The sequence below is a fragment of the Pseudomonas sp. efr-133-TYG-23 genome (assembly GCF_030209215.1).
Taxonomy (GTDB): Bacteria; Pseudomonadota; Gammaproteobacteria; order Pseudomonadales; family Pseudomonadaceae; genus Aquipseudomonas; species Aquipseudomonas rhodesiae.
Window position 1 is genome coordinate 210,503 of the sequence record NZ_JARVSL010000020.1, and the last position, 23,982, is coordinate 234,484.

Here is a 23,982-nt window from a genome sequence, read left to right on the forward strand (position 1 = left end):
TCAATAAAGGACAGGGTTTATGGACGCTTGGTGGCACGAAGTATGGGTGACCCTGCAGGCCGAATTTGCCGATCTCGGCGATGCCAGACAGCTCACGCAGATCACCGTGCGTCTGCTGATCGCTGCGCTGCTGGGCGGGATCCTCGGTTTTGAACGGGAGCACAAGGGCAAGGCCGCCGGGGTGCGCACCCATATGCTGGTGGCGATGGGCGCGGCGCTGTTTGTGTTGGTGCCGCAGATGTCCGGCAACCAGGCCGATGCCATGAGCCGGGTGGTGCAGGGGGTGATTGCCGGGATTGGTTTCCTCGGCGCCGGGACCATTCTTAAAGGTAAGGAAGACGAAGAGGGTCAGCACGTCAAAGGCCTGACCACCGCCGCCGGGCTATGGATGACCGCCGCCATCGGCGTGGCGGCGGGCATGGGGCGTGAGTCCACGGCGGTGTTGAGTACGTTGCTGGCGTTGGTGGTGTTCAGCGTAATGCCAAGAATCGTGCGGATGCTCGAAAAATAACCTTCACCAAGGACGCGGCGTCGAATCATTTCCACCAAGGCCGCTGTTGACGGCTGGGGCTACAGCACCACGTCACTCTGCTCCAGTTTGCCGTTTACGCTGACCTTCAGAACCTGGCCGTCTGTTTGCCGGGCGTACAGTGTGCTTTGGTGAGTGTCGGGGTTGTAGTCGATAAACGCTTCGCCAGACTCGATAACAGGGGAATTTTTGAACGTAAACGGCTTGCCGCCGTTCTGAACCTGCATGCCCGACACGTCGATCTTGTCGTTGCCACTCTCGAAATCCATGATCTCGTCGTGCGAACGCTGATCCTGGCGCCCAGCGTCGAAGGATTCTGACGCGCTGCCGTACACAAAGGTGTCTGCACCTTTGCCGCCCCACAATCTGTCGCCACCTTTGCCGCCATAGATGACGTCGTTACCGTCACCGCCGTTGAGTTCGTTGTTGACGTCGTTGCCTATTATCAAATCATTGCCCTTGCCGCCTATCGCGTTTTCAATGACAGCACCTTTGGCAATCGCGACATTCCCCTTAAGGCCGCCGACGTCAGAAAAGGTTTCTTCCCTCAAGCTTATTTGCTGATCTTGCGTGTACCCGGAAAAATCCAATGTGTCGTTGCCCCCGCCGTCCCAAATGGCCGCCACCATTTTATCGTGAGGGGTTTTGACCGTCAGAAAGTCTCGATCCGTGTTCGAGTTGAAACCGTAGGTGGTGTCATCCTTGCGGGTTTCATAATTGGCGCCGTATTTCGCTTGGTAGGCAGCAATGTCGTCAAGTTGCGGGGCTGACGAACGGAATTTCTGGTGGTTATGATGCCCGGTGCGCTCTCCCCGGTAACTCATGCCGGAATGGCTCTGAGAGTCTTCGTGATGAGATACATTTGATTCGCCGAGCTTGTCACCGCCACTTCCATTGTAATTGCCAGGGTGGCTCAGCCCCATGGCATGACCGAGTTCATGAGTAATGGTGTGTCGACCCGCATTACCTAGCGCTGCTCGGGGTACTGATTTCTCTTTGTCAGTGTCAACAAACCATACGTTAACGTCAGCCTGATTCCTGGTGGGCAGGGTAGAGTGGTGCTCGCCTTTATAAGGGTAGCCTTTAGAGTCAATCTTTTGGCCATAATTGCCGATCTTGATATGGCCTTCACTGTCAGCTGTTTTGGGCCCGCGGGTAAACTTGATGTTTGCCACATCTTCAATGGATTGCAGGCTGAGTCGGGTTTGTTTTCGCTGGTTGTCGAGGATAGGCGTAAACCCGGTTTTGCCGAATTTCCGAGTGTTCTTGTCGTCTGGCGCGGACCGAAACTCGTAAGTCACATTAACGGTGCCGTCACCATTCTTGTCTGACCAACCTGGGCTATGACGCCAGAGTCGTTTGACAGCGTCTTCGGTTGATTTGGACTGCAAGCCGTTGTGCTGGATGTCCCCGCCACGATCATCTCGATGTTTGAACTGCTCAACCCTCTGGTAGATCGGGCTGCCGTGTAAACCAACGCTGCTAATGGACATGAATTCTCCTGCTGTGAATGTTGCTTGAAGATAGGCGTTGGCGCCGTCTCAACTACGGTGCACATGCGTCGCAGTTTAGGCATGGGCAAAATCACAGGCGTTGCGAGTTATCTAGGTGGGGCGCAGGAAGAATCACCAAAAGCACCGGGAAAGGAGTAGCCCATCCGTCAGACAGGCTTAACTCCACTATCGGCCTTACCACCATCGTCAAACGGTTGAAAAAGGTCTGGCAATGACCGGTGGCATTGTTGTTGGCGGTTCCTGGACAGGCGGTGGCTGGTTTTCCGGCGGTTCCTTTTCTGGAATCGGTTCCGGTTCGGTGGGCGGCAGGGTGGGTTTGTCGATATTCGGGTCCGGGGTTTCAGCCGGGATCGGGATATTCATCGGTGTGGCCTCCTTTGTGCTTTGCTCTAGCGGTGGACATTCCCAAGGGGCATTTGATTCCCGCTCAATGGCGGCATATCCACCTGAACTTTTAACCCAGGCACAGGCTCGGACCTTATGCGTCACCGCTCAGGGAGAGTGCTGGCGTATTGGATTCGGATCTAGCAAAGGGCGTCCACTGGGCGTAAGGGGAAGATGCTCGATGACTGCTGAAACACAGGTTCCAGACACTGCCGTACTGCCGCTGTCCCAGGCACTGCTATTGCCCCGGATCGCGATCGAAAGCACCAGCCCCGTGATTGACGGCGGCGAATTCGCGGTCAAGGCGGTGATAGGCCAGCGCATTAATGTCACCAGCAAAGTGTTTGCCGATGGCCATGACAAATTGGCCGTATTGATCCGCTGGCGCCCGCTACGCGACGAAAGCTGGCACAGCGTGGTCATGACCGATGTCGGCAACAACGGTTGGGAAGGCGCGTTCACGGTGGCCCATCAGGGGCCCCATGAATACTGCATCGAAGCCTGGATCGATACCTTCGCCAGCTTCTGCTACGAATTGCGCAAAAAACACGAAGCCGGCGTACCGGTCAGCCTGGAGTTGCAGGAAGGTCGCAGCCTGGTGCTGCAAGCCGCCGAGCGTAGCGACAACGAGCTGCGCGACCGCCTGATGCTGTTGCACCACGAACTGTCCGGCCTGCTGGAAACCGAGCAGGTGGCGTTGTTTCTGCACGAAGACAGTGCGCATCTGATGACCCAGGCCGACCACCGCGCCTACCTGAGCATCAGCACGGTGTACCCGATTGACGTCGAGCGCGAACGTGCGCAGTTCGCCAGCTGGTACGAGTTGTTTCCCCGTTCGATCACCGATGATCCGGCACGCCACGGCACCTTTAACGATGTACACGCGCGGCTTTCGATGATCCACGACATGGGCTTCGATGTGCTGTACTTCCCGCCGATCCACCCCATCGGCCGTAGCCATCGCAAAGGCCGGAACAACTCGCTCACCGCCGGCCCGGACGACCCCGGCAGCCCGTACGCCATCGGCAGCGAGGAGGGCGGCCACGAAGCCATCCACCCGCAGTTGGGCAGCCGCGATGACTTCCGCCGCCTGGTCAAGGCCGCCGCCGACCATGGCTTGGAAATCGCGCTGGACTTTGCCATTCAATGCTCCCAGGACCATCCGTGGCTCAAGGAGCATCCGGGCTGGTTCAACTGGCGCCCGGACGGCACGATCAAGTACGCGGAAAACCCGCCGAAGAAATACCAGGACATCGTCAACGTCGACTTTTATGCCGCCGATGCGATCCCTGGCCTGTGGACCGAGCTGCGCGATATCGTGGTGGGCTGGGTGGAAGAGGGCGTGAAGACCTTTCGCGTCGACAACCCCCACACCAAACCGCTGCCGTTCTGGCAATGGCTGATCAGCGATGTGCGTTCCAAGTACCCCGAGGTGATTTTCCTCGCCGAAGCCTTTACCACGCCGGCGATGATGGCCCGCCTGGGCAAGGTCGGCTATTCCCAGAGCTACACGTACTTCACCTGGCGCAACACCAAGGCTGAGTTGAGCGAGTATTTCACCCAGCTCAACCAGTCGCCATGGCGCGAGTGCTACCGCCCGAACTTTTTCGTCAACACGCCGGACATCAACCCCGCGTTCCTGCATCAATCCGGACGCCCGGGCTTTTTGATCCGCGCCGCGCTGGCGACCATGGGCTCGGGCCTGTGGGGTATGTATTCCGGGTTTGAACTGTGCGAAGCCGCGCCGGTGCCGGGCAAAGAGGAATACCTGGACTCGGAGAAATACGAGATCCGCCCCCGCGACTTCACTGCGCCCGGCAACATCATTGCCGAGATCGCCCAGCTCAACCGCATCCGCCGCCAGAACCCGGCGCTGCACACGCACTTGGGTTTGAAGATCTACAACGCGTGGAACGACAACATCCTCTACTTCGGCAAACGCAGCGAGGACGGCAGCAACTTCATTCTGGTGGCGGTCAACCTGGACCCTTTTAACGCCCAGGAAGCTCATTTCGAGCTGCCCTTGTGGGAGATGGGCCTGCCGGACGATGCCCAAACCCAGGGCGAAGACCTGATGAACGGCCATCGTTGGACCTGGTACGGCAAGACCCAGTGGACGCGCCTGGAACCGCAGATGCCGTTCGGGATCTGGCGCATTACCACCTGATGGGGAAGAGGGGGCTAACCCCCCTCCGACGTTGAGTCTGCACGATTTATCGAGTGTTTCAGGAGTGTCCAATGGCGAAGAAACCCAAGGCTGCCACCTTTATCAAAGACCCGCTCTGGTACAAGGACGCGGTGATCTATCAGGTTCACGTCAAATCCTTTTTCGACTCCAATAATGACGGTATCGGCGATTTTCCTGGGTTGATCGCCAAGCTCGACTACATCGCCGACCTGGGCGTGAACACCATCTGGCTGCTGCCGTTCTACCCTTCACCACGCCGCGACGACGGCTATGACATTGCCGACTACCGCGGTGTCCACAGCGACTACGGCACCATGGCCGACGCCAAGCGCTTTATCGCCGAAGCACACAAACGTGGCCTTCGAGTGATCACCGAACTGGTGATCAACCATACATCCGACCAGCACCCCTGGTTCCAGCGCGCACGCAAGGCCAAGCCCGGTTCGGCGGCGCGGGATTTCTATGTGTGGTCCGATGACGACCAGAAGTACGACGGCACCCGCATCATTTTCCTCGACACCGAAAAATCCAACTGGACCTGGGACCCGGTCGCCGGCCAGTACTTTTGGCATCGCTTTTATTCCCATCAGCCCGACCTCAACTTCGACAACCCGCAAGTCATGAAAGCGGTGCTGGAAGTCATGCGCTACTGGCTGGACATGGGCATCGACGGCCTGCGCCTGGACGCCATCCCCTACCTGATCGAGCGCGACGGCACCAACAACGAGAACCTTGAAGAAACCCACGGGGTGCTCAAGCAAATCCGTGCCGAGATTGACGCCAATTACCCCGACCGCATGCTGCTGGCCGAAGCCAACCAATGGCCGGAAGACACCCAACTGTATTTCGGTGACAAAAAGGGCGATGACGGCGACGAATGCCATATGGCCTTTCACTTCCCGTTGATGCCGCGCATGTACATGGCCCTGGCCCAGGAAGATCGCTTTCCCATCACCGATATCTTGCGCCAGACCCCGGAAATCCCCGCCAATTGCCAATGGGCGATCTTCCTGCGCAACCACGATGAATTGACCTTGGAAATGGTCACCGACAAAGAGCGCGACTACCTGTGGAATTACTACGCCGCCGACCGTCGCGCGCGGATCAACCTGGGTATCCGCCGCCGTCTGGCGCCGCTGTTGGAGCGTGACCGTCGCCGCGTAGAGTTGCTCAACAGCCTGCTGCTGTCGATGCCGGGCACGCCCACCTTGTACTACGGCGATGAAATCGGCATGGGCGACAACATCTACCTGGGCGACCGCGATGGCGTGCGCACACCGATGCAGTGGTCCATCGACCGCAACGGCGGTTTCTCCCGCGCCGATCCGGCCAGCCTGGTGCTGCCGCCGATCATGGACCCACTCTACGGCTACCAGTCGGTGAATGTGGAAACCCAGACCCAGGACCCGCACTCACTGCTTAACTGGACCCGGCGCATGCTCGCAGTACGCAAGCAGTCCAAAGCGTTCGGTCGCGGCAGCCTGAAAATGCTCTCGCCGGCCAATCGCCGCATTCTGGCGTATACCCGCGAATACACCGGTGCCGATGGCCGCACGGAGATCATTTTGTGCGTGGCTAACGTGTCGCGTAGCGCCCAGGCGGCCGAGCTGGACCTGTCGGGCTTTGCTGGCATGGTCCCCGTGGAGATGCTCGGCGGTAACGCCTTCCCGCCTATTGGTCAGCTAAATTTCCTGCTGACCTTGGCGCCTTACGGCTTCTATTGGTTTGTGCTGGCGGCGGAAAACCAGATGCCCAGCTGGCATGTGGAACCGGCGCAAAGCATGCCCGACTTCACCACATTGGTATTGAAAAAACGCATGGAAGAACTGCTCGAAGCACCTTGTCGCACCACCCTGGAACAGACCTCACTACCGGCCTGGCTGCCCAAGCGGCGTTGGTTCGCCGGCAAGGACACGGCCATCGATAGCGTGCGGATTGCCTATGGCGTGCGGTTCGGCGACGCCGAGCATCCGGTGTTGCTCAGCGAACTGGAGGTGAGTGCCGGTGGGCAGGTCAGTCGTTACCAGTTGCCGTTCGGCTTCCTCGGCGAAGACCAGTTCACCAGCGCCTTGCCCCAGCAATTGGCCATGGCCCGCGTACGCCGAGCGCGCCAGGTGGGCTTGGTGACTGACGCGTTCAGCCTTGAGCCTTTTATTCGCGCGGTGATCCAGGGCCTGCAGGCCGGCACGCGTTTGGCCAGCAGCGACGGCGAGTTGCGTTTCGACGCCACCGAACACTTGGCTGCGTTGCAACTGAACGACGAGTCCCCGGTGCGTTATCTGTCCGCCGAGCAGTCCAACAGCTCGGTGGTGGTGGGTGAGAGCCTGGTGCTCAAGTTGATCCGTAAAGTCAGCGCCGGTGTGCATCCGGAACTGGAGATGAGCGCGTACCTCACCGCAGCCGGTTACGCCAATATCTCGCCGTTGATGGGCGCGGTGGTGCGTCATGACAGCGAGGGCCAGGACAATCTGCTGATGATTGCCCAGGGCTACCTGAGCAATCAGGGCGATGCCTGGACGTGGACCCAGAACAATCTGGAACGGGCAATCCGCGACGAACTGGCCGAAGCCCTGTCCGAACAGGAACAGCACTACAACGCCTTGGGTGAGCTGGCCGATTTCGCCGCGCTGCTCGGCCAGCGCCTGGGGGAAATGCACCAAGTGCTGGGCGCCACCACCGCCAATAAAGACTTCAAGCCCGAAGTCACCGGTGTCAAAGACACCCAGGCCTGGGCCAAGGATGTGGGCGCGCAGATCACCCGCGCGCTGCAACTGCTGGAACTGCATCAAACCCAATTGAACCCTGCCGATCAGGCGCTGGTCAGTGAATTGCTGGCGCAAAAAAAAGCCATTGCCACCCATGTGAACAGCCTGGCAAAGGCCACCTTGGGCGGCTTGCGCATTCGCGTCCATGGCGATCTGCACCTTGGGCAGGTTCTGGTGGTCAAGGGCGATGCCTATTTGATCGACTTCGAAGGCGAGCCGGCGCGACCGCTGCATGAGCGACGGGGCAAGCACAGCCCGTACAAAGATGTCAGCGGGGTGCTGCGTTCTTTCGACTATGCAGCGGCCATGGCCTTGAATCTGCAAGGCGTGGATCAGTCGCCGCAAGCCGAGCAGGCACGCCGACGGGTTACCGAGCGCTATGTGAAGGAAGCGCGCCAGGTATTTATCCAGGCTTATCAGCAAGCTACGTCTACACTGGCGCATGACTGGCAGGATGCCAACGGCCAGGACGCCGCGCTGACGTTGTTCAGCCTGGAGAAGGCTGCGTACGAAGTGGCCTACGAAGCGGAAAACCGCCCGACCTGGTTGCCGGTGCCCCTGCAAGGGCTGCACGGCCTGCTAAGCGGGCTTACACCTATATCCAAAACTGCACGCGGTGGGGAGACGTCATGAGCTATACACATAAAGAACCGCTGCAGCCTAAGTTGACTGCAATGCCGGCGTCCAAGGACGTCGAAGCGCTGGTGCGCGCCGAGCACCACGACCCGTTTTCGATTCTCGGGCCCCATGACGACGAGCAGGGCGGCCAATTTATTCGCGCGTTCCTGCCCGAAGCGTTGAGCGTGCAGGTGTTGAGCCGCGATGGCGGCGAAACCCTCGGTAGCCTCGACGCGACCCAAGTGCCGGGTTTGTTTGTCGGGCACTTTGCGACGCGCCAGCCTTACTTATTGAAGATCCAGTGGGCCGGCGGTGAGCAGATCACCGAAGACCCCTACAGCTTCAGCCAACTGCTGCTGGGCGAGATGGACTTGTACCTGTTTGCAGAGGGCAATCACCGCGACCTGGGCAGTTGCCTGGGCGCTCAGGTCACCAGCGTCGACGGCGTGCAAGGCGTGCGCTTTGCCGTATGGGCGCCAAACGCACGGCGTGTGTCGGTGGTGGGCGACTTCAATATTTGGGACGGCCGTCGGCATCCGATGCGCCTGCGCCATCCTTCCGGTGTGTGGGAGATCTTTATCCCACGCCTGCAACCGGGTGCCGCTTACAAATACGAGATTCTCGGCGCCCACGGCATTTTGCCGCTCAAGGCCGACCCGATGGCGCTGGCCACCCAACTGCCGCCGGACACCGCCTCGAAAGTCGCCGCGCCGTTGCAAGTGGACTGGCAGGACCACGATTGGATGCAGGCCCGCGCCGACAAGCAGAAATCCACCGCGCCGCTGTCGATCTATGAACTGCACGTCGGCTCCTGGCAATGCGAGTTGGACGAAGCCGGTGAAGTGGCCCGCCAGTACAGCTGGCGCGAATTGGCCGAGCGCTTGATTCCTTATGTGCAGCAACTGGGCTTCACTCATATCGAGCTGATGCCGATCATGGAACACCCATTTGGAGGGTCCTGGGGGTATCAGGCCCTGTCGCAGTTCGCCCCAAGTGCGCGCTTCGGCTCGCCCGAAGACTTTGCCTACTTTGTCAATGCCTGCCATCAAGCCGATATCGGTGTGATCCTCGACTGGGTGCCGGCGCACTTTCCCACCGATACTCACGGCCTGGCCCAGTTCGACGGCACCGCGCTGTACGAATACGCCAACCCGCTGGAAGGCTTCCACCAGGACTGGGATACGCTGATCTACAACCTGGGCCGCACCGAGGTGCACGGCTTTATGCTGGCCTCAGCACTGCACTGGCTCAAGCACTTCCATGTCGATGGCCTGCGGGTGGATGCGGTGGCATCGATGCTCTACCGCGACTATTCGCGCAAAGCCGGCGAATGGGTGCCCAACCGCCATGGCGGTCGCGAGAACCTGGAAGCCATCGATTTTCTGCGCCATTTGAACGATGTGGTGGCACTGGAGGCGCCGGGCGCCCTGGTGATCGCTGAAGAATCCACCGCCTGGCCCGGTGTCAGCCAGCCAACCCAGCAAGGCGGCCTGGGCTTCAACTACAAATGGAACATGGGCTGGATGCACGATTCGCTGCATTACATCCAGCAGGACCCGGTGTACCGCGCCCATCACCACAACGAGCTGAGTTTCGGCCTGGTGTATGCCTGGTCCGAGCGGTTTATCCTGCCGATCTCCCACGATGAAGTGGTGCACGGCAAGCATTCGTTGATCGACAAAATGCCCGGCGACCGTTGGCAGAAGTTCGCCAACCTGCGCGCCTACCTGGCGTTTATGTGGATGCACCCGGGTAAGAAATTGCTGTTTATGGGCTGCGAATTCGGCCAGTGGCGCGAGTGGAACCACGACCAGCAACTGGACTGGTACTTGCTGCAATACCAGGAACACCAAGGTGTGCAAAAACTGGTGGGCGACTTGAACCGCCTGTACCGCGAAGAACCGGCCCTGCACGAACAGGACGACGCGCCCCAGGGCTTCCAATGGCTGATCGGTGACGATGCGATCAACAGCGTCTACGCCTGGCTGCGCTGGAGCAAGGACGGCAAACCGGTGCTGGTGGTGGCCAACTTCACCCCGGTGCCTCGCGAACAATACGCCGTAGGTGTGCCGTTTGCCGGGCGCTGGAGCGAGGTGATCAACACTGACGCCGACACCTACGCCGGCTCCAATTTCGGCAACGGTGGTGAAGTGTTCACCCAGGAGGAACCGCGTCACGGGCAGCCGGTGTCGCTGTCGTTGAATCTGCCGCCGCTGGGCGTGCTGATTCTGCGCCCGGACTGAGCATAAGCGGCTGGCGAATGGGGGGCGATCTGCAATGATCGCCCTTTGTCGTTATGTCTGGCGTGGTTTGGCATCGCCCCTCAAACAACCGCTCTAACTAGGCCGATTCAGTTGTTCAGATTGCTGGCAGGATGCCACAATGGCGCCTTTGTCGCGGCAGTCGGATCAGGCGAATTTCATGAATGGCCTTGGGCGTGGGCAGGACCAGGATGACGTTATCGAACAGCACGTGCGCACCGATCGGCTGCACCAGCTGTTCCGGCAGTCGTTTGCCGCGATTTTCGGCAGCTACCTGGCCGCCGCCATGCTCTGCTGGCTGTGCTGGGACCGTCTGGATCAGCGCATCATGCTGGTATGGCTGGTGACGCTGGGCGTTTCGTCACTGCTGCGCATAAAGATGTTCATGGAATGGTTCCGCTGCCCCAACAGCGAGCGCACGCCGGAGCGCTGGGAACGGCGTTACTGGATCACTTTGGTGCTGTCGGCCGGTATCTGGGGGGCGGGCGCATTTGCGCTGATCCCCACCGATGATCGACTGTCCCAGGTGCTGGTCATGTTGTTTACCGTGGGCATGTCGGTCAGCGCGGTGTCGTGTTATTCGGCTTATCGCGCCATGACCGTGACGTCCATCAGCCTGGTGCTGATGCCTTGCACCCTGTGGCTGTTGTGGCAACCCTCGTCGATGCAAGTGGGGGTCGCCATCGCGGTTCTGGTGTTTTCTACCTTTGTATTTAGCGCTACGCGCAAATTGTCCGAGGCGCTGGAGAAAGCCTTTCGCCTGACCCGGCAAATGGAGCGTGCCCACACCATTTCCACCCGCGCCGCACAAACCGATGAATTGACCGGGCTGATGAACCGCCGTGCATTTTTCGAGCGTGCCCAGGTGCTGTACGCGCAATGCAGGCATAACCAGCAACCGCTATGTGCGCTGATGCTGGACATGGATCACTTTAAACAGATCAACGACACCTACGGTCACCAGGCCGGCGATCAGGTGTTACGCCAGATCGGCGGGGTGATCAGTGCCTCGTTCCGTCAGGCCGACGTGTATGGCCGCCTGGGCGGCGAAGAATTCGCGGTGTTGCTGCCCAATACCTCTCTGGACACTGCACGCGCGATTGCCGAACAACTGATCAAGGCGATCTCCGGGTTGGCTGCCGAGCCGGTCAAGGGCTTGTCGGCCAGTCTCGGTCTAGCCTCCACCCATGATCACGACCAAGACCTGCACGGCCTGATGAACATGGCGGATAAAGCGCTGTATCGGGCCAAGGCCCAGGGTCGTAACCAAGTGGCGCTGGCGGAGTAAGGCGCGGCTCAGTCCCGGAGTATTGCCTTGATCAGTACCCGCGAGACCTGGTCGGCCGAGTAGGGCTTGGGCAGGAACTCAAAGCCTTCGTAGCCGCTGTCAGCCAGCTCCTCGCTATAGCCGGAGGTCAATACCACCGGCAGGTCGGCACGACGTTGGCGCAGCTCCTTGGCCATGGCCACGCCGGTCATGCCAGGCATCACCACGTCCGAAAAAACCGCATCGAAGGCCAACGCCTGCGGACCCGCCAGGCGCAGGGCGTGTTCGGCATCGGTAGCCCACGTGGTCTGGTAGCCCAGATCCTGCAGGATCTGGCTGGCAAAGCGCCCCACCTCCAGATTGTCTTCCACGATCAACACATGGCATTGCGTGGTGTCATGCACAGTTGCCGGTTCGTCCTGTGGGCTGCGCTGTGCCGAGTCCTGGGCCGCGACCTGCGGCAGGTACAGGGTAAACACCGAGCCCTGGCCCAGGGTGCTGGCCACATCGATATTGCCTCCCGACTGCTTGGCGAAGCCGAACACTTGGGACAGCCCCAATCCCGTGCCTTTGCCCACGGCCTTGGTGGTGAAAAACGGTTCGAAGATGCGCTCGACGGTGTCGCTGGGAATGCCGGGGCCGGTATCGGCCAGGGCAATGGCGATATGCGGCTGGCGCGAACCGGTCTCGCCGCGTATGCGCGGCAGGGGCTGTTGACCGGTCACCCGCAAGGTCAGGGTGCCATGACCGTCCATGGCGTCCCGGGCATTGAGGGCGATGTTGATCAGCGCGGTTTCGAACTGGCTTGAATCAATCCGCGCAAAACACGGCTGCGTCGGTAACTCCACCCGCACCTGGATGCGCGCACCGGTGACGCTTTCGAGCATTTCGCCAATATTTTGCACGCGCTGGCCTACATCGAAGACTTCCGGGTTCAGCGGTTGGCGCCGAGCGAAAGCGAGCAACTGGCTGGTCAACTTGCTGGCGCGCTCGACGGTGTCCGAGACCGCGCCCATGTAACGCTGGCGGCGTTCATCAGAGAGTCCTGGCTGGCGCAGAAAATCCACCGAGGAGCGGATGATGGTCAGCAGGTTATTGAAGTCGTGGGCCACACCCCCGGTTAACTGGCCGATGGCCTCCAGCTTCTGCGATTGGCGCAGGGCGGCTTCGGTCTGGGCCAGCGCCAGGGTGCGTTCTTCGACGCGCTGCTCCAGGGTGGTGTTGAGTTCGGCGTAGGCGGCCAGGCCGGCGCGCACATCGGCATCGGCACGCACGCGCTCGATATAGGCCCAGGAGCGCTCGGTGACTTCCCGCAGCACCGCCAGGTCGTAGTGCGACCACGGCCGCGCAACTTTGTCATGCACCGCCATCAGGGCGGTAAGGCGGCCGTTACGGATCAGCGGCATGCAGATGGTGGCGGTCACCCCCAGCGTCTGGAATTGCTCAGCCTCGTGGGGCGGCAATTCGCGCAAGTTGTTGTGGATCACCAGCGGCTCACCGGCGCGTAGGCACTTGACCGCGCGCTCACCGAACGCCGCAAGGCTATAACGACCGACGATGCTCGGCGAGCCGGGGGCGGTCCAGTTGTCGCGGATGGTGAAGCCATCTTCATCGGCATCCATATCGGCGTAGGCGCAATTGCTCACCTGCAAGTGCTCGGCCAGCAGGCGGGTGGTGTCAGTCATGATCGCCTGGGCGTCGTTGGCGTTGGCCACCGCGTTGCCGATGGCGTCCAGCAACGCCAGGCGGCGCGCGTGAAACACCGTGGCGGTGGTTTCGGTGACGGTATCGAGCATGCCGACCACTTTGCCTCGCGGATCGCGGATCGGGCTGTAGCAGAACGTGAAATACGCCTGTTCCGGTGCGGGCCCGCGTTCGATCACCAGCGGGAAATTCTCGATATAGGTGGCATGTCCCTCGAAGGCCGCGTTGGCGATGGGACGCACTTCGTCCCACACCTCGCTCCAGATTTCGCTGAACGGACGGCCCAGAGCGTAGGGCTTGTTGCCCAGGATCGGAATAAACGCATCGTTGTAGAGCGTGATCAGTTGCGGCCCCCAGACGATTGCCTGAGGGAAACTCGACGCGAAACACAGCGCAACGGTGGTCTTCAAGACATCCGGCCACTGCTCCAATGGCCCCAGGGGCGTACTTGCCCAATCATGCTGACGAACCTGTTCGGCCATGTCGCTGCTGCTTTGCAGCCAATTCATCATCGGGGTCACACCTTGTTTGCCACAGTCTGTCGTCGCCTGGAGAGCCCAGGCTGCCAAGCTACAGACCGGAATGCCCGCCGCCAGTTCAGCGGATTATCCACGAGATGGCACTTTGATGCTCTATTCGTTTGAAGGGCGACTAGGGCGGTCAACCACCCTCTATTGCTGCGGTGTGCCGAACATGGCGGTCCAATAGATGCCCGCATCGCTCTTGGGGTCCATGGCATAGGCAGCGCCCAGTTCGCGAAACTGCGGGTTCATCAGGTTGGCGCAATGGCCGGGGCTGGCGAGCCAGCCGTCCACCACCTTGCGCGGAGTATCCAGGCCGGCAGCGATGTTTTCGCCAATCGCCTTGGCGGTATAGCCGGCCAATTCGGCACGGTCACCGGGGGTTCTGCCGTCGTGGTCCAGGTGATCGAAGAAGTTGCCGTTGGCCATGTTGCGCGTGTGGCTGTTGGCGGCGCTGGCCAGGGTGTCGTTCCAGGCCAGCGGGGTAGTGGCGGTAAACGCTTGGGTGCCGCACTGGTGCGCTTGGGCGCGGGCGGCATTGACCAGACTGAGCAATTGCTTGCCTTCGGTCTGCCAGTCGCCCCGGCCGCTGGACAGCAGCGGGCGCGCCAGCACGATGCGCCAGTCCTGGCCCGTGTTGCTCACGCCGATATCGACATACTGCGGGTCCAGCACCACTCGGCAAAAACTCTCGCTCACCGCCTTCATGGCCGCGGCGGCATCCTTGGGCCCGGACAGGCTGATGGCCTGCACATTCACCATCGGGTACGCCGCCCGCGCTAGCGCCTGCTGCAGGTCGCCGGCGTTATTGGCTGGCAGCACCAGGCGCGCGTCGCTGGTCAGCGGCGGCAACTCCTGGGAACCCTGATCGCCGCAGCGTTGCACCTGGCTGCGATAGGCATTGATCTGTTGTACCAACTGACTTTCTTCATTCGCCATCGCGCTGGCGCAGAACACCGTACTGGCGGCCAGCGTCGTAAGACCCATCATCAATGACAGAACGCGCATGGACGTTACCCTTGAGCTTGAAAGTGCCCATGATGCGCGAAGTAACCCGGTCCGGCGCAACGCCTTTTTTGTTTTTTTGCCTCAACGGGTGTTCAGCGGCGGCGTAAGGCTGGCAATGCGGCACACTGCCATTGCAGCGGCCAGAACGATCAGCCCCACCGCGACGCTGAACGTGACGTGCAGGCCATGGGTGACAGATTCAGGCGTGGCATGGATGACATCCGGACTGGCCCAGGCGAATACCGCGCCCAAGGCTGAGGTGCCGAGGATCAGGCCCAGGTTGCGTGACAGGTTGAGCAGGCCCGAGACCGTGCCGCGGCGGGAGGCGTCCACGTCGCTCATCACTGCGGTGTTGTTGGCGGCTTGGAACAGGCTGTAGCCGCAGGTCAGAATTACCAGCGCGCCCAGATAAGCCATCAGCCCCGACGCCAGGGCCAGCAGCAGCGCGCCGCCCAGCAGTGTGCTTAGCCCGAGCAGTGTGACGCGGCGGCTGCCCAGGCGGTCGGTCAGGCGTCCGGCCGGCACGCCAGTGAGCGCGGCGACACCCGGCCCGACAGCCATTGCCAGACCCATCCATTCAGGCGCGAGGCCCAGACCGCGTGACAGGTAAAACGGCCCGACCACAAAGGTGGCCATGATCACCGCCGATACCAGCGCGCTCATGGCCAGGCCGGCGCGTAACGGCGCGGCTTTCAAGGGCGACCACAGGCTGCCGGGTACGCGTGCGTGCGGCAGATCCACCGGCAGATAGCGCCAGGCCAGGGCGGCGGCCAATACCCCCAGGGGCGTGCCCACCATAAATAATGCGTGCCAACCCCATAGGCTGAGCAACACGCCGCCGACACTGGGGCCCATCGCCGTACCGAGTGCCGACATGGTGCCCAGCAGGCCCATGACTCGGCCGATACGCTCCTTGGATACGGTATCGCCTACCAGACCCATGGCCATGGCCATCATGCTTGCCGCGCCGAGGCCTTGCAGCACACGCGCGGCGATCAAGCCATTCAATGAGGGGGCAACGCCGCACACGGTGCTCGCCACCGCGAACAGCAACAGCCCAGCGATCAACACCCGACGGCGCCCCAGGCGATCACCCAAACGACCCGCACTGACGATCACCGCCGTGATGCCCAGCAGGTACGCCAGCACCACCCACTGCACCGCCGGGAACGCTGCATTGAAGGTCTGTGCCAGCGTCGGCAGGCCGACGTTGGCGATGCTGGTGCCCAGCGAGGCCAGCAGCATGGACAAGCACAGGCTGACTAGAGCGCCGCGCGAAGAGATGGGCATGGGGAACTCCTTGACTGAAGGTGACTGACAGAACTCTACGGCCTGGCCTAACATGGCGGAAGACGCATGGATTGCATTAAATACCTGCATAAAACGCCTGCTTGGGAGCGCTGATGCCTGATCTGAACCTGTTGATCACCCTGGACGTGCTGCTCGCCGAGGGTAGCGTGGAACGTGCGGCCAAGCGCCTGCACTTGAGCCCTTCGGCCATGAGCCGGGCCTTGGCGCGTCTGCGGCACACCACGGGCGATCCGTTGTTGGTGCGTGCCGGTCGTGGCTTGGTGCCGACGCCTCATGCGTTGGCGTTGCGCGAGCAGGTCAGCCGCTTGGTGCAGGAGGCCCAGGCGGCCCTGCGCCCGGCGCAGGCGGTGGACATGGCCCAGGTCGAGCGCACCTTTACATTGCGCACCAGCGAAGAGTTCATCGAGTGTTTTGGCGCCGCGTTGCTCAGGCGTATCGCTCAAGAAGCGCCGGGCGTGCGTCTGCGTCTGCTGAGTAAAACCGACAAGGACACCGCACCGCTGCGCGACGCCCGTGTGGATCTGGACATCGGCGTGGTCGACCCCAGCGCCGGCCCCGAGGTGCTGACCCAGACGCTGTTCCGCGATCGCTTGATCGGCGTAGTGCGCAACGGCCATCCCCTCAGCTGCGGCGCGGTCAGCCTGCAACGCTACGCCGAAGGCCAACACCTCTATGTGTCGCGTCGAGGCCAGGACCGTGGCCAGATCGACGATGCCCTGCAAGCCCTGGGCGTTACGCGGCAGATCCACACCATCGTCGCCGGGTTCGCCACGGCCATCGCCCTGGCACGGGACACCGACCTGATTGCCAGCGTCCCCGAACGCTATATTGCCCAGCGCAACGAGCTGTTCTGCTTTGAACTGCCGCTGAGCCTGCCCACCTTCAGCGTGGCCATGCTTTGGCACCCGCGACTGGACGCAGACCCGGCCCACCGCTGGCTGCGCAGTTGCCTGCGTGAGGTGTGCGGGCCATGAACCGGGTGTAACAGGTACAATCGCCGCTGCCCTGAAGCCCAACCCCCAGGAATGTGCATGTTCAGCCTTACCCGTTACACCACGCCGTGCCCCGAGCCTATCAACGGTCAGATCCTGCAGATGGTGGTGGACAACCTCACCGATATCAGCAGCGTCGCGCTGCCCCCCAGCAACCTGCTGTACAACATCTATCAATACGCCATCGGCTTCGAGGTGCATTTGTATCTGGAGGCGTTGAACGGTGAGAAGGGCATCGCGGTGGAGCTGGTGGTGGCGACGGATGCCGAGGATCCGGAACAGGTGATCGGGTTTCTGTTGTGTTTACCGGTCAAGGATGACCCCGAGGCCTGTGGCATTCCCTTTATGGCCGTGCAGGCCGGTTCGCGGCGCCACGGGGTAGGGCGCGCCATGATGCAGGACGTGCTGGCTCGCTACCCCCATGCGGAGCTGGCCTGCTCGGTGGAAAAGGTGCCGGCCTTCGAGGCCATGGGGTTCCAGGTGCGCGGCGCACGCGACACCCAGGTGCTGATGAACACGCGTAGCTACGGCACCGACGGGCTGATGGGCGTGCTGGACGTGGCCGCGATCTACCGCTCCCTTGAGGTGCAGCAGATCCATACCTACCTGCTGCAACGACACGGCAAACGCGCAATGGTCGACGCCGAGCGCCAGCGCGACCGCCACCTGGATCAGCTGGCGCGCAAGGTGCAGGCGTTCGTCACGGGCGAGCGCGGTTGATCATCGCTGAAATGATCGCCTGCAATTCCTGCTGAGCTTCTTCACGGCTGACTTCGCCATTGGCCGCTGCGTGGGACAACGCTTCGGCCGCCCCGAGCATGGCCCTCAAGCCGGCTTGAGGCACTGTGCCGGAGGGGGCGAAGGGCGCCAGAGCATTGCGGCATTTGTCGAGGAAGATCGCTTCGTACTTGCGCTTGAGGGTTTCCAGTTCCGGGGAACTGTTCAAGGCCGCGATCACGCCTGGGATTTCCCGGCCCTGCAATAGCACACAATCGATGTAGCACGCGGCAATCACTCCGGCGCGGCCTTCCAGGGTGGCGTCGCTGGTGTCGAGTGCGTCGACAAACGCCTGGTTCTGGCGCGCGTCGAAATCTTCGTACAGCGCCGCCAGTAACCCCGCGCGGGTAACGAAATGGTCGTAGACCACCGGCTTGGTGACGCCCGCCAGTTCTGCCACCCGGCCCAGGGTCAGGGCATCGGTGCCTTCATCGCGCACCAGCTGCCAGGCCACCTCCAATAATTGTTGCAGGCGATCTTCACGGGACAGACGACGGCGGGGTGCACGGGATTCGTGGCTTGACATGCTTATATACCAAAAGTAACTTACTGTTCGTAACTTAAGCCCAGAGCCTAAACCGAACCGGAGTGAATGTCATGCACGCACTGATCGTTGTTGCCCATCACGACCCACAATCCCTGACCCACAGCATTGCCGCCCAAGTTGCCCATGGCCTGCGCCTATCGGATCACACCTCTGAAATCGCCGACCTCGCCGCCGAGGGCTTCGACCCGCGTTACAGCGCTGCCGACCATCGGGTGCATCGCGAACGCGCCGCACCACCGGCCGATGTGCTGGCCGAACAGGCCCGCATCGACCGCGCCGATGCGTTGGTTCTGGTGTTTCCCATTTATTGGTGGTCGATGCCCGGCCTGCTCAAGGGTTGGATTGACCGTGTATTCGTCAACGGTTGGGCCATCGACTACGGCCCGGACACCCCGGTGGTGAAAAAACTCGGGCATTTACACGTGCACCTGCTGGCGCTTGGCGCGGCGGACTTCAGCGCGTACGAACGGCATGGTTATGCCCAATCGATGCACACGCAGATTGACTACGGCATCTTTGATTACTGTGGCGCGAAGGTGCTCACATCCGACCTGCTACTGGACTCGGAAAGCGGCAGCGCAGAGGCCCATTTGAGCACCGCGAGAACCGTGGGCCAGGGGCTGTTCAAGGCCGAAACGGTGACGGGCTGACTTACCCGTCGCGAAACAGGTCGTGGGCGTCCAGCAGGCGGTAGGCAATCTCCGGGCGTTTTTCCATGCCCCGGCGAATCGCCGCCGGAATCGCTTGGCGGGTTTTGCGACATAGCCCGGGCAGGTCGTCGATGACGATCTGAATGCCGCGCATGCTTTTGACTTCGGTGTGGCCCGGCGCGATGTGTACGCGGATGCCCAGCAGTTCATACATGCGTTGTTGCATGCGTTCCAGGTCTTGCAGGTTTTGCAGGTTTTCCAGGCGTTCGAGCAGGCGCTTCTCTTCCTGGCGGGTGAGGCCGAGGATGCGCAGGTCCGCGTCGGGCGCTTGCAGCAATTGCTCGCGCTCGCATACGCAGGCGCCGGGTGGGCAGGGTTGGCGAATGTTCATGTTCAGTCCTCCCCATTCCGGCGCGCCGGGCTCAATAGGTCAGCGCGACACCCAGGCTGCTCAAGGCCTTCCAGTAGTCGGGATAGGTCTTGGCCACGCAGTCCGGGTCCTGGATGCGAATGCCAGCCACCTTCAAGCCGGCCAGGGCAAAGCACATGGCGATGCGATGGTCGGCGTGGGTGTCGATCAGCGCGGTGCAGGCGGTGCCGGCCAACGTCGGGTCGCTGGCCACCAGCAGGTCGTCGCCTTCGATGGTCGCCAGGCCGGGGCGGATTTCATTCAGGCCGTCATGCAGCGCCTGCACCCGGTCACATTCCTTGACGCGCAGGTTGGCCAGTTCGGTAAAGCGTACCGGGGTGTTGTTGAACGCCGCCAGCACCGCCAGGGTGGGGATCGCGTCCTGCATCTGCGAGCCCACCACCTTGGCCTGCATATCCGGGAACTGGGCGATCACCGCCTGCGCCTTGGCGTCCGGCTGGGTGAAATCCTGGGCCGCTACACCGATGTCGATACGCCCGCCAGTCAACACTTCGGCGGCCCACAGGTAGGTGGCGGCGGAGGCGTCGGGTTCGATCAGGTAGTCATGGGCGGTGTAGCCAGTGGGGGCGACGCGCCAGGTGGTGTCGTCGACGGCATCGACCTGCGCTCCGAAGGCGCGCATGCAGTCCAGGGTCAGGTCCACATAGCCACGGGCGCCAATGTCCTTGCCGGTCAGCGCCACTTCAATCGGCGCTTCACCGCAGGCGGCGAGCATCAGCAGGGCCGATACGTATTGGCTGGACAGCCCGCCGTCGATCTCGAAGCGCTTGGCCTGCACCTTGCCCGTGCCGTGCACGGTGACTGGCGGGCAGCCGCTCGGGCTGTCGACCTGGATGCCGTTCTGCCCGAGGGTGGCCAGCAGCGGGCCAATGGGGCGCTTGCGCATGTAGTCGTCGCCATCGAGCACCACGGTGCCTTGCACGGTGGCCACGGCGGCGGTGAGAAAGCGCATGGCGGTGCCGGCGTTGCCGAGGAACAGCGGTTGCGCCGGCAACTGCAACTTGCCCTGACCGGTGACCACGAACGTGGTGTCATCCGGTTCATCGATGATCACGCCCATCTGGCGCAGGGCCACCGACATGTGACGGGTGTCGTCGCTTTTCAGTGCACCACTCAAACGGCTGGTGCCCTTGGCCAGGGCCGCCAGCAGCAATGCACGGTTGGTAATGGATTTGGAGCCGGGGGGCGCGACCTTGCCGATGAGCGGGGCGTTGGGCGGGGTAACGGTCACGGTTTTCTGCGAACTCAAGGTACAAGGCTCCTGATTCAAGGCAAGGTGGCACGGAGTGGCCGACGGGGCGGACCCGAATAATCGGGCATTGATGCCGTGCTGTCGAGGCTTAGCGCTGGCTCGACCAGTAATCATGCAACGCCCGCGCTGCCGGTTCGATCTGGCCGGCGCGCTGCTGGTGGGCCTGGATATCCAGGTCGGCGGGCAATTCGAAGTTGTCCTGTTCGGCGCACCAGGAGATTTTCTCCAGATTCGCTGCCTGTTCGGTCGGCAGCGGCGGCCAGTTACCGATGGCAGCGCCACGGATGTAGCCAAAGCACCATTCTTCAGCCAGGGTCACCGTCTGTGCCCGATGCTCGGTTTCGTCAAAGCGCGGCGTGAAGCCCGGGGCGTCGCCGGCCAGTTGCGCCGCCAGGGTGTTGAGGTGGCGCACGCACAGGTCCAGAAACTGCTGCGCCTCGTCGGCGCTTTCCCACTCGGGGTTCTGGCCGCCCCAGATCGCCGGAAACCACTCGGCGATGTCTACCGGCGCCGGGCCGGAGACCAGCGCGGTGAAGTAGCCGTCGAGTTCGGCCACGTTCAACACGGAGTGGTCATCGCCGTACTTGAGCAGGGTGTCTTCCAGGGCGGCGAAATCGGCGGGGGCGAGGGGCTGGGCGTGCATGGGCATATCCTTTAAACGTCGAACGCCGCGCACTGCGCGGCTCAAAGCACGAAGGATGGCGTGTGCGCCGGGTTTTATCCAGCCTCTTTTCCATCCCGCTGGCCAGTCCCGCTTTTGGCCGATGCGCCGTCGCGCACCCTTGTTATAGTCTGGGCCTTCACCTTCGCCAGTCAGGGATCATGGCCATGTCCGAATACCAAGCCTTTGTCGTCGAACTCAACGGCAACGTTGCCCATGTGCAGATCAACCGCCCGGAAAAAATCAACGCGATGAACGCCGCGTTCTGGACCGAGATCATCGACATTTTCCAATGGATCGACGACACCGACGCCGTGCGCGCCGTGGTGCTCAGCGGTGCCGGCAAGCATTTTTCCTCCGGTATCGACCTGATGATGCTGGCCTCGGTGGCCAATGACCTGGGCAAAGACGTGGGCCGCAACGCGCGCTTGCTGCGGCGCAAGATTCTCGAACTGCAAGCTTCGTTCAATGCCCTGGACAATTGCCGCAAGCCAGTGCTGGCGGCGATCCAGGGCTATTGCATCGGTGGCGCGATCGACCTGATCAGTGCCTGTGACATGCGCTATGCCGCCGAAGATGCGCAGTTCTCCATCAAGGAAATCGATATCGGCATGGCCGCCGACGTCGGCACGCTGCAACGCCTGCCGCGCATCATCGGCGACGGTATGCTGCGCGAACTGGCTTACACCGGGCGCATGTTCGGTGCAGAAGAGGCGCGCAGCATCGGCCTGGTCAACCGTGTGTATGCCGATCACGACAGCCTGTTGGCCGGCGTGCTGGAGATCGCCCGGGACATCGCGGCCAAATCGCCGATTGCCGTCACCGGCACCAAGGCAATGATCAGCTATATGCGTGACCATACAGTCAATGACGGGCTGGAATACGTTGCCACCTGGAACTCGGCTATGTTGCAATCCAACGACCTGCGTGTGGCCATCGCGGCCCATATGAGCAAGCAGACACCCGAATTCGTGGATTGATAGACATGACCCCAGGCTGGATTACCACAACGCTTCTGGACAACGACACCCCTGGCGGCTGGGCTGTCGCCCGCAGCCGCGAAGGCTTTTTACATGACGCCAATGGCCCGCTGTTTCCGCGGGAGTGGCTCAAGCGTCAGGACCTTTCGGTGTTCGCCGAACACGGTATCGGCCACCTCGACGGCGAGCCGGTGTACCTGCTGGAGCTCAACGCCCCCAGCGATGTGCTCGGCTGCAGTTGGCAGGGCTTGCGCGGTTTTATGCTGCAAGGCGATCACACCCTGTACAAAGTGCTGGGTTACGCCGCGCAGATCGGCACCTGGGCCCGCGAGCACCGCTTTTGCGGCAGCTGCGGCCTGGCCATGGTGCAAGTGCCACGGGAACGCGCAATGTATTGCCAGGCGTGCGACCTGCGCAGTTACCCGCGCATCTCGCCGAGCATGATCGTGCTGGTGACCCGTGGCGACGAAATCCTGCTGGCCCGTTCGCCGCGTTTTGTGACCGGGGTCTATAGCACGTTGGCCGGGTTTGCCGAGCCGGGGGAGTCGGCCGAAGACTGCCTGATTCGCGAGGTGCGCGAGGAAGTGCAGGTGGAGGTGCAGAATATCCAGTACATGGGCAGCCAGTGCTGGCCGTTCCCCCATTCGATGATGCTCGGCTTCCATGCCGAGTACGCCGGTGGCGACATCGTGCCCCAGGCCGACGAGATCGAGGACGCGCAGTGGTTCAACATCCATGACCTGCCGCCGTTGCCGGCGTCGCGTTCGATTGCGCGCTACCTGATCGACCTCTATGTGGCGCGCCGCTTAGGCCACGCTGAACCAGTGCTGCCAGGCTAAGCGCACGGTCAGGCCGAGTACCACGGTGATAAACACCGGACGAATGAATTTGGCGCCGCCGCTGATCGCGCTGCGAGCGCCAAAGAAGGCCCCGCCCATTACCGAAATCCCCATCGCCAGGCCGACTATCCAGTCCACCGAACCGTTGAAGATAAACACCGACAGCGCTGCCGCGTTGCTGACGAAGTTCATGCTGCGTGCCACACCGCTGGCCTTGACCAGGTCGATGGGGTGCAGCAGCAGGGTGCTGACGGTCCAGAACGCCCCGGTGCCCGGGCCTGCTACGCCATCGTAGAAGCCCAGGCCGAAGCCTTGGGTGGCCTGCCACTTTTTCTTGATCGGCGCGTCGACATCCAGCGGCGCCTTGGGCGTGCCGCCGAACAACAGGTACAGGCCGCAGGCGAATACGATCACCGGCAGCATTTTGTTCAGGGCCTCGGCTGGCAGGTAGTGGGCGACCACCGCACCGGCCAGCGCGCCCACCAGCGTGCCGACGATGGCGTGCATCCATTGACGCGGGTGAAACAGCTTGCGGCGGTAAAAAGTAAAACTGGCGGTGGCCGAGCCGAACGTGGAACTGAGCTTGTTGGTGCCCAGCACCAAGTGCGGCGGCATGCCGGCGGTGAGCAGCGCCGGGGTGGTCAACAGCCCGCCACCGCCGGCGATGGCATCGATAAAACCGGCGATAAAGGCCACGACGGCGAGGATGGCGAGGGTGGTGAGATCAACGCTGAGTTCGAAGGGCATGGGCAGGGCTTATGGTTGGCAGGGCGCTATGCGGAAG

20 protein-coding genes are annotated in these 23,982 nt (G+C 61.9%); 10 read left to right on the forward strand and 10 right to left on the reverse strand.

Annotation, left to right across the window (positions count from 1 at the left end; genetic code table 11):
* The first annotated feature begins 19 nt into the window (after window positions 1–19).
* A complete protein-coding gene (locus QRN41_RS14300; protein WP_034137981.1) occupies window positions 20–511 on the forward strand; it encodes an MgtC/SapB family protein in 492 nt (163 codons plus the stop codon).
* A gap of 59 nt (window positions 512–570) precedes the next feature.
* On the opposite strand, the gene QRN41_RS14305 is transcribed toward QRN41_RS14300, so the two are convergent.
* Together QRN41_RS14305 and QRN41_RS14310 are read right to left on the reverse strand one after the other, a co-directional pair.
* A complete protein-coding gene (locus QRN41_RS14305) occupies window positions 571–2,022 on the reverse strand; it encodes a M10 family metallopeptidase C-terminal domain-containing protein (RefSeq protein ID WP_167418319.1) in 1,452 nt (483 codons plus the stop codon).
* A gap of 207 nt (window positions 2,023–2,229) precedes the next feature.
* A complete protein-coding gene (locus tag QRN41_RS14310; RefSeq protein ID WP_167418318.1) occupies window positions 2,230–2,406 on the reverse strand; it encodes a hypothetical protein in 177 nt (58 codons plus the stop codon).
* Window positions 2,407–2,608: 202 nt separating this feature from the next.
* Here QRN41_RS14310 and QRN41_RS14315 point away from each other — a divergent pair, with 202 nt between their 5' ends.
* From QRN41_RS14315 to QRN41_RS14330, 4 genes are all read left to right on the forward strand, one after another.
* Window positions 2,609–4,594 (forward strand): alpha-1,4-glucan--maltose-1-phosphate maltosyltransferase, encoded by a 1,986-nt coding sequence (locus QRN41_RS14315; protein WP_034097159.1) that lies wholly within the window; start codon window positions 2,609–2,611, stop codon window positions 4,592–4,594.
* Between the two features lie 71 nt (window positions 4,595–4,665).
* Window positions 4,666–8,013 carry a maltose alpha-D-glucosyltransferase gene (gene treS, locus QRN41_RS14320; RefSeq protein ID WP_167418317.1) on the forward strand — a complete coding sequence of 1,116 codons (3,348 nt, stop codon included), beginning with the start codon at window positions 4,666–4,668 and terminating at the stop codon, window positions 8,011–8,013.
* Window positions 8,010–10,241, forward strand: coding sequence for a 1,4-alpha-glucan branching protein GlgB (gene glgB / locus QRN41_RS14325; RefSeq protein WP_034137983.1), 2,232 nt, complete (start codon window positions 8,010–8,012; stop codon window positions 10,239–10,241). Before treS ends, glgB begins: the two co-directional genes overlap by 4 nt.
* Window positions 10,242–10,380: 139 nt before the next feature.
* The gene (locus QRN41_RS14330) at window positions 10,381–11,547 is read left to right on the forward strand and encodes a GGDEF domain-containing protein (RefSeq protein WP_034137984.1); all 1,167 of its coding nucleotides are present in this window, start codon (window positions 10,381–10,383) and stop codon (window positions 11,545–11,547) included.
* 8 nt (window positions 11,548–11,555) lie between these two features.
* Here the strand turns inward: QRN41_RS14330 and QRN41_RS14335 are convergent, their stop codons facing one another.
* The 3 genes from QRN41_RS14335 to QRN41_RS14345 all read right to left on the reverse strand — a co-directional run bounded on the left by QRN41_RS14335 (window position 11,556) and on the right by QRN41_RS14345 (window position 16,049).
* A complete protein-coding gene (locus tag QRN41_RS14335; RefSeq protein ID WP_167418316.1) occupies window positions 11,556–13,742 on the reverse strand; it encodes a GAF domain-containing hybrid sensor histidine kinase/response regulator in 2,187 nt (728 codons plus the stop codon).
* 159 nt (window positions 13,743–13,901) lie between these two features.
* Entirely contained in the window at window positions 13,902–14,759 is an 858-nt protein-coding gene (locus QRN41_RS14340; RefSeq protein ID WP_034137986.1) for a CAP domain-containing protein, read from the reverse strand.
* Between the two features lie 81 nt (window positions 14,760–14,840).
* On the reverse strand, window positions 14,841–16,049 hold the full coding sequence (locus QRN41_RS14345; protein WP_167418315.1) for an MFS transporter: 1,209 nt from the start codon (window positions 16,047–16,049) through the stop codon (window positions 14,841–14,843).
* Window positions 16,050–16,162: 113 nt separating this feature from the next.
* Between QRN41_RS14345 and QRN41_RS14350 the strand changes: the two genes are divergently transcribed.
* Window positions 16,163–17,044 carry a LysR family transcriptional regulator gene (locus tag QRN41_RS14350; RefSeq protein ID WP_167418314.1) on the forward strand — a complete coding sequence of 294 codons (882 nt, stop codon included), beginning with the start codon at window positions 16,163–16,165 and terminating at the stop codon, window positions 17,042–17,044.
* Between the two features lie 57 nt (window positions 17,045–17,101).
* Complete coding sequence (locus tag QRN41_RS14355; protein WP_167418313.1) at window positions 17,102–17,782, forward strand: GNAT family N-acetyltransferase; 681 nt, start codon at window positions 17,102–17,104, stop codon at window positions 17,780–17,782.
* Here the strand turns inward: QRN41_RS14355 and QRN41_RS14360 are convergent.
* Window positions 17,763–18,365, reverse strand: coding sequence for a TetR/AcrR family transcriptional regulator (locus QRN41_RS14360; protein ID WP_167418312.1), 603 nt, complete (start codon window positions 18,363–18,365; stop codon window positions 17,763–17,765). The two genes, QRN41_RS14355 and QRN41_RS14360, sit on opposite strands and share 20 nt — an antisense overlap.
* A 71-nt stretch (window positions 18,366–18,436) precedes the next feature.
* Here QRN41_RS14360 and QRN41_RS14365 point away from each other — a divergent pair, with 71 nt between their 5' ends.
* Complete coding sequence (locus QRN41_RS14365) at window positions 18,437–19,036, forward strand: NAD(P)H-dependent oxidoreductase (RefSeq protein WP_167418311.1); 600 nt, start codon at window positions 18,437–18,439, stop codon at window positions 19,034–19,036.
* Window position 19,037: 1 nt separating this feature from the next.
* On the opposite strand, the gene QRN41_RS14370 is transcribed toward QRN41_RS14365, so the two are convergent.
* The 3 genes from QRN41_RS14370 to QRN41_RS14380 all read right to left on the reverse strand — a co-directional run bounded on the left by QRN41_RS14370 (window position 19,038) and on the right by QRN41_RS14380 (window position 21,361).
* Window positions 19,038–19,427 carry a hypothetical protein gene (locus QRN41_RS14370; RefSeq protein ID WP_034113272.1) on the reverse strand — a complete coding sequence of 130 codons (390 nt, stop codon included), beginning with the start codon at window positions 19,425–19,427 and terminating at the stop codon, window positions 19,038–19,040.
* A gap of 31 nt (window positions 19,428–19,458) precedes the next feature.
* A complete protein-coding gene (aroA, locus tag QRN41_RS14375; protein WP_167418310.1) occupies window positions 19,459–20,715 on the reverse strand; it encodes a 3-phosphoshikimate 1-carboxyvinyltransferase in 1,257 nt (418 codons plus the stop codon).
* A 91-nt stretch (window positions 20,716–20,806) separates the two neighbouring features.
* A complete protein-coding gene (locus QRN41_RS14380; protein ID WP_034137994.1) occupies window positions 20,807–21,361 on the reverse strand; it encodes a UPF0149 family protein in 555 nt (184 codons plus the stop codon).
* 185 nt (window positions 21,362–21,546) lie between these two features.
* Here QRN41_RS14380 and QRN41_RS14385 point away from each other — a divergent pair, with 185 nt between their 5' ends.
* Window positions 21,547–22,359: a crotonase/enoyl-CoA hydratase family protein gene (locus QRN41_RS14385; RefSeq protein ID WP_167418309.1), complete on the forward strand. Its 813-nt coding sequence runs from the start codon at window positions 21,547–21,549 to the stop codon at window positions 22,357–22,359.
* Window positions 22,360–22,364: 5 nt separating this feature from the next.
* Entirely contained in the window at window positions 22,365–23,198 is an 834-nt protein-coding gene (gene nudC / locus QRN41_RS14390) for an NAD(+) diphosphatase (protein ID WP_034097183.1), read from the forward strand.
* Here nudC and QRN41_RS14395 read toward each other — a convergent pair.
* On the reverse strand, window positions 23,166–23,945 hold the full coding sequence (locus tag QRN41_RS14395) for a TSUP family transporter (protein ID WP_094066925.1): 780 nt from the start codon (window positions 23,943–23,945) through the stop codon (window positions 23,166–23,168). The two genes, nudC and QRN41_RS14395, sit on opposite strands and share 33 nt — an antisense overlap.
* Window positions 23,946–23,982: the final 37 nt, after the last annotated feature.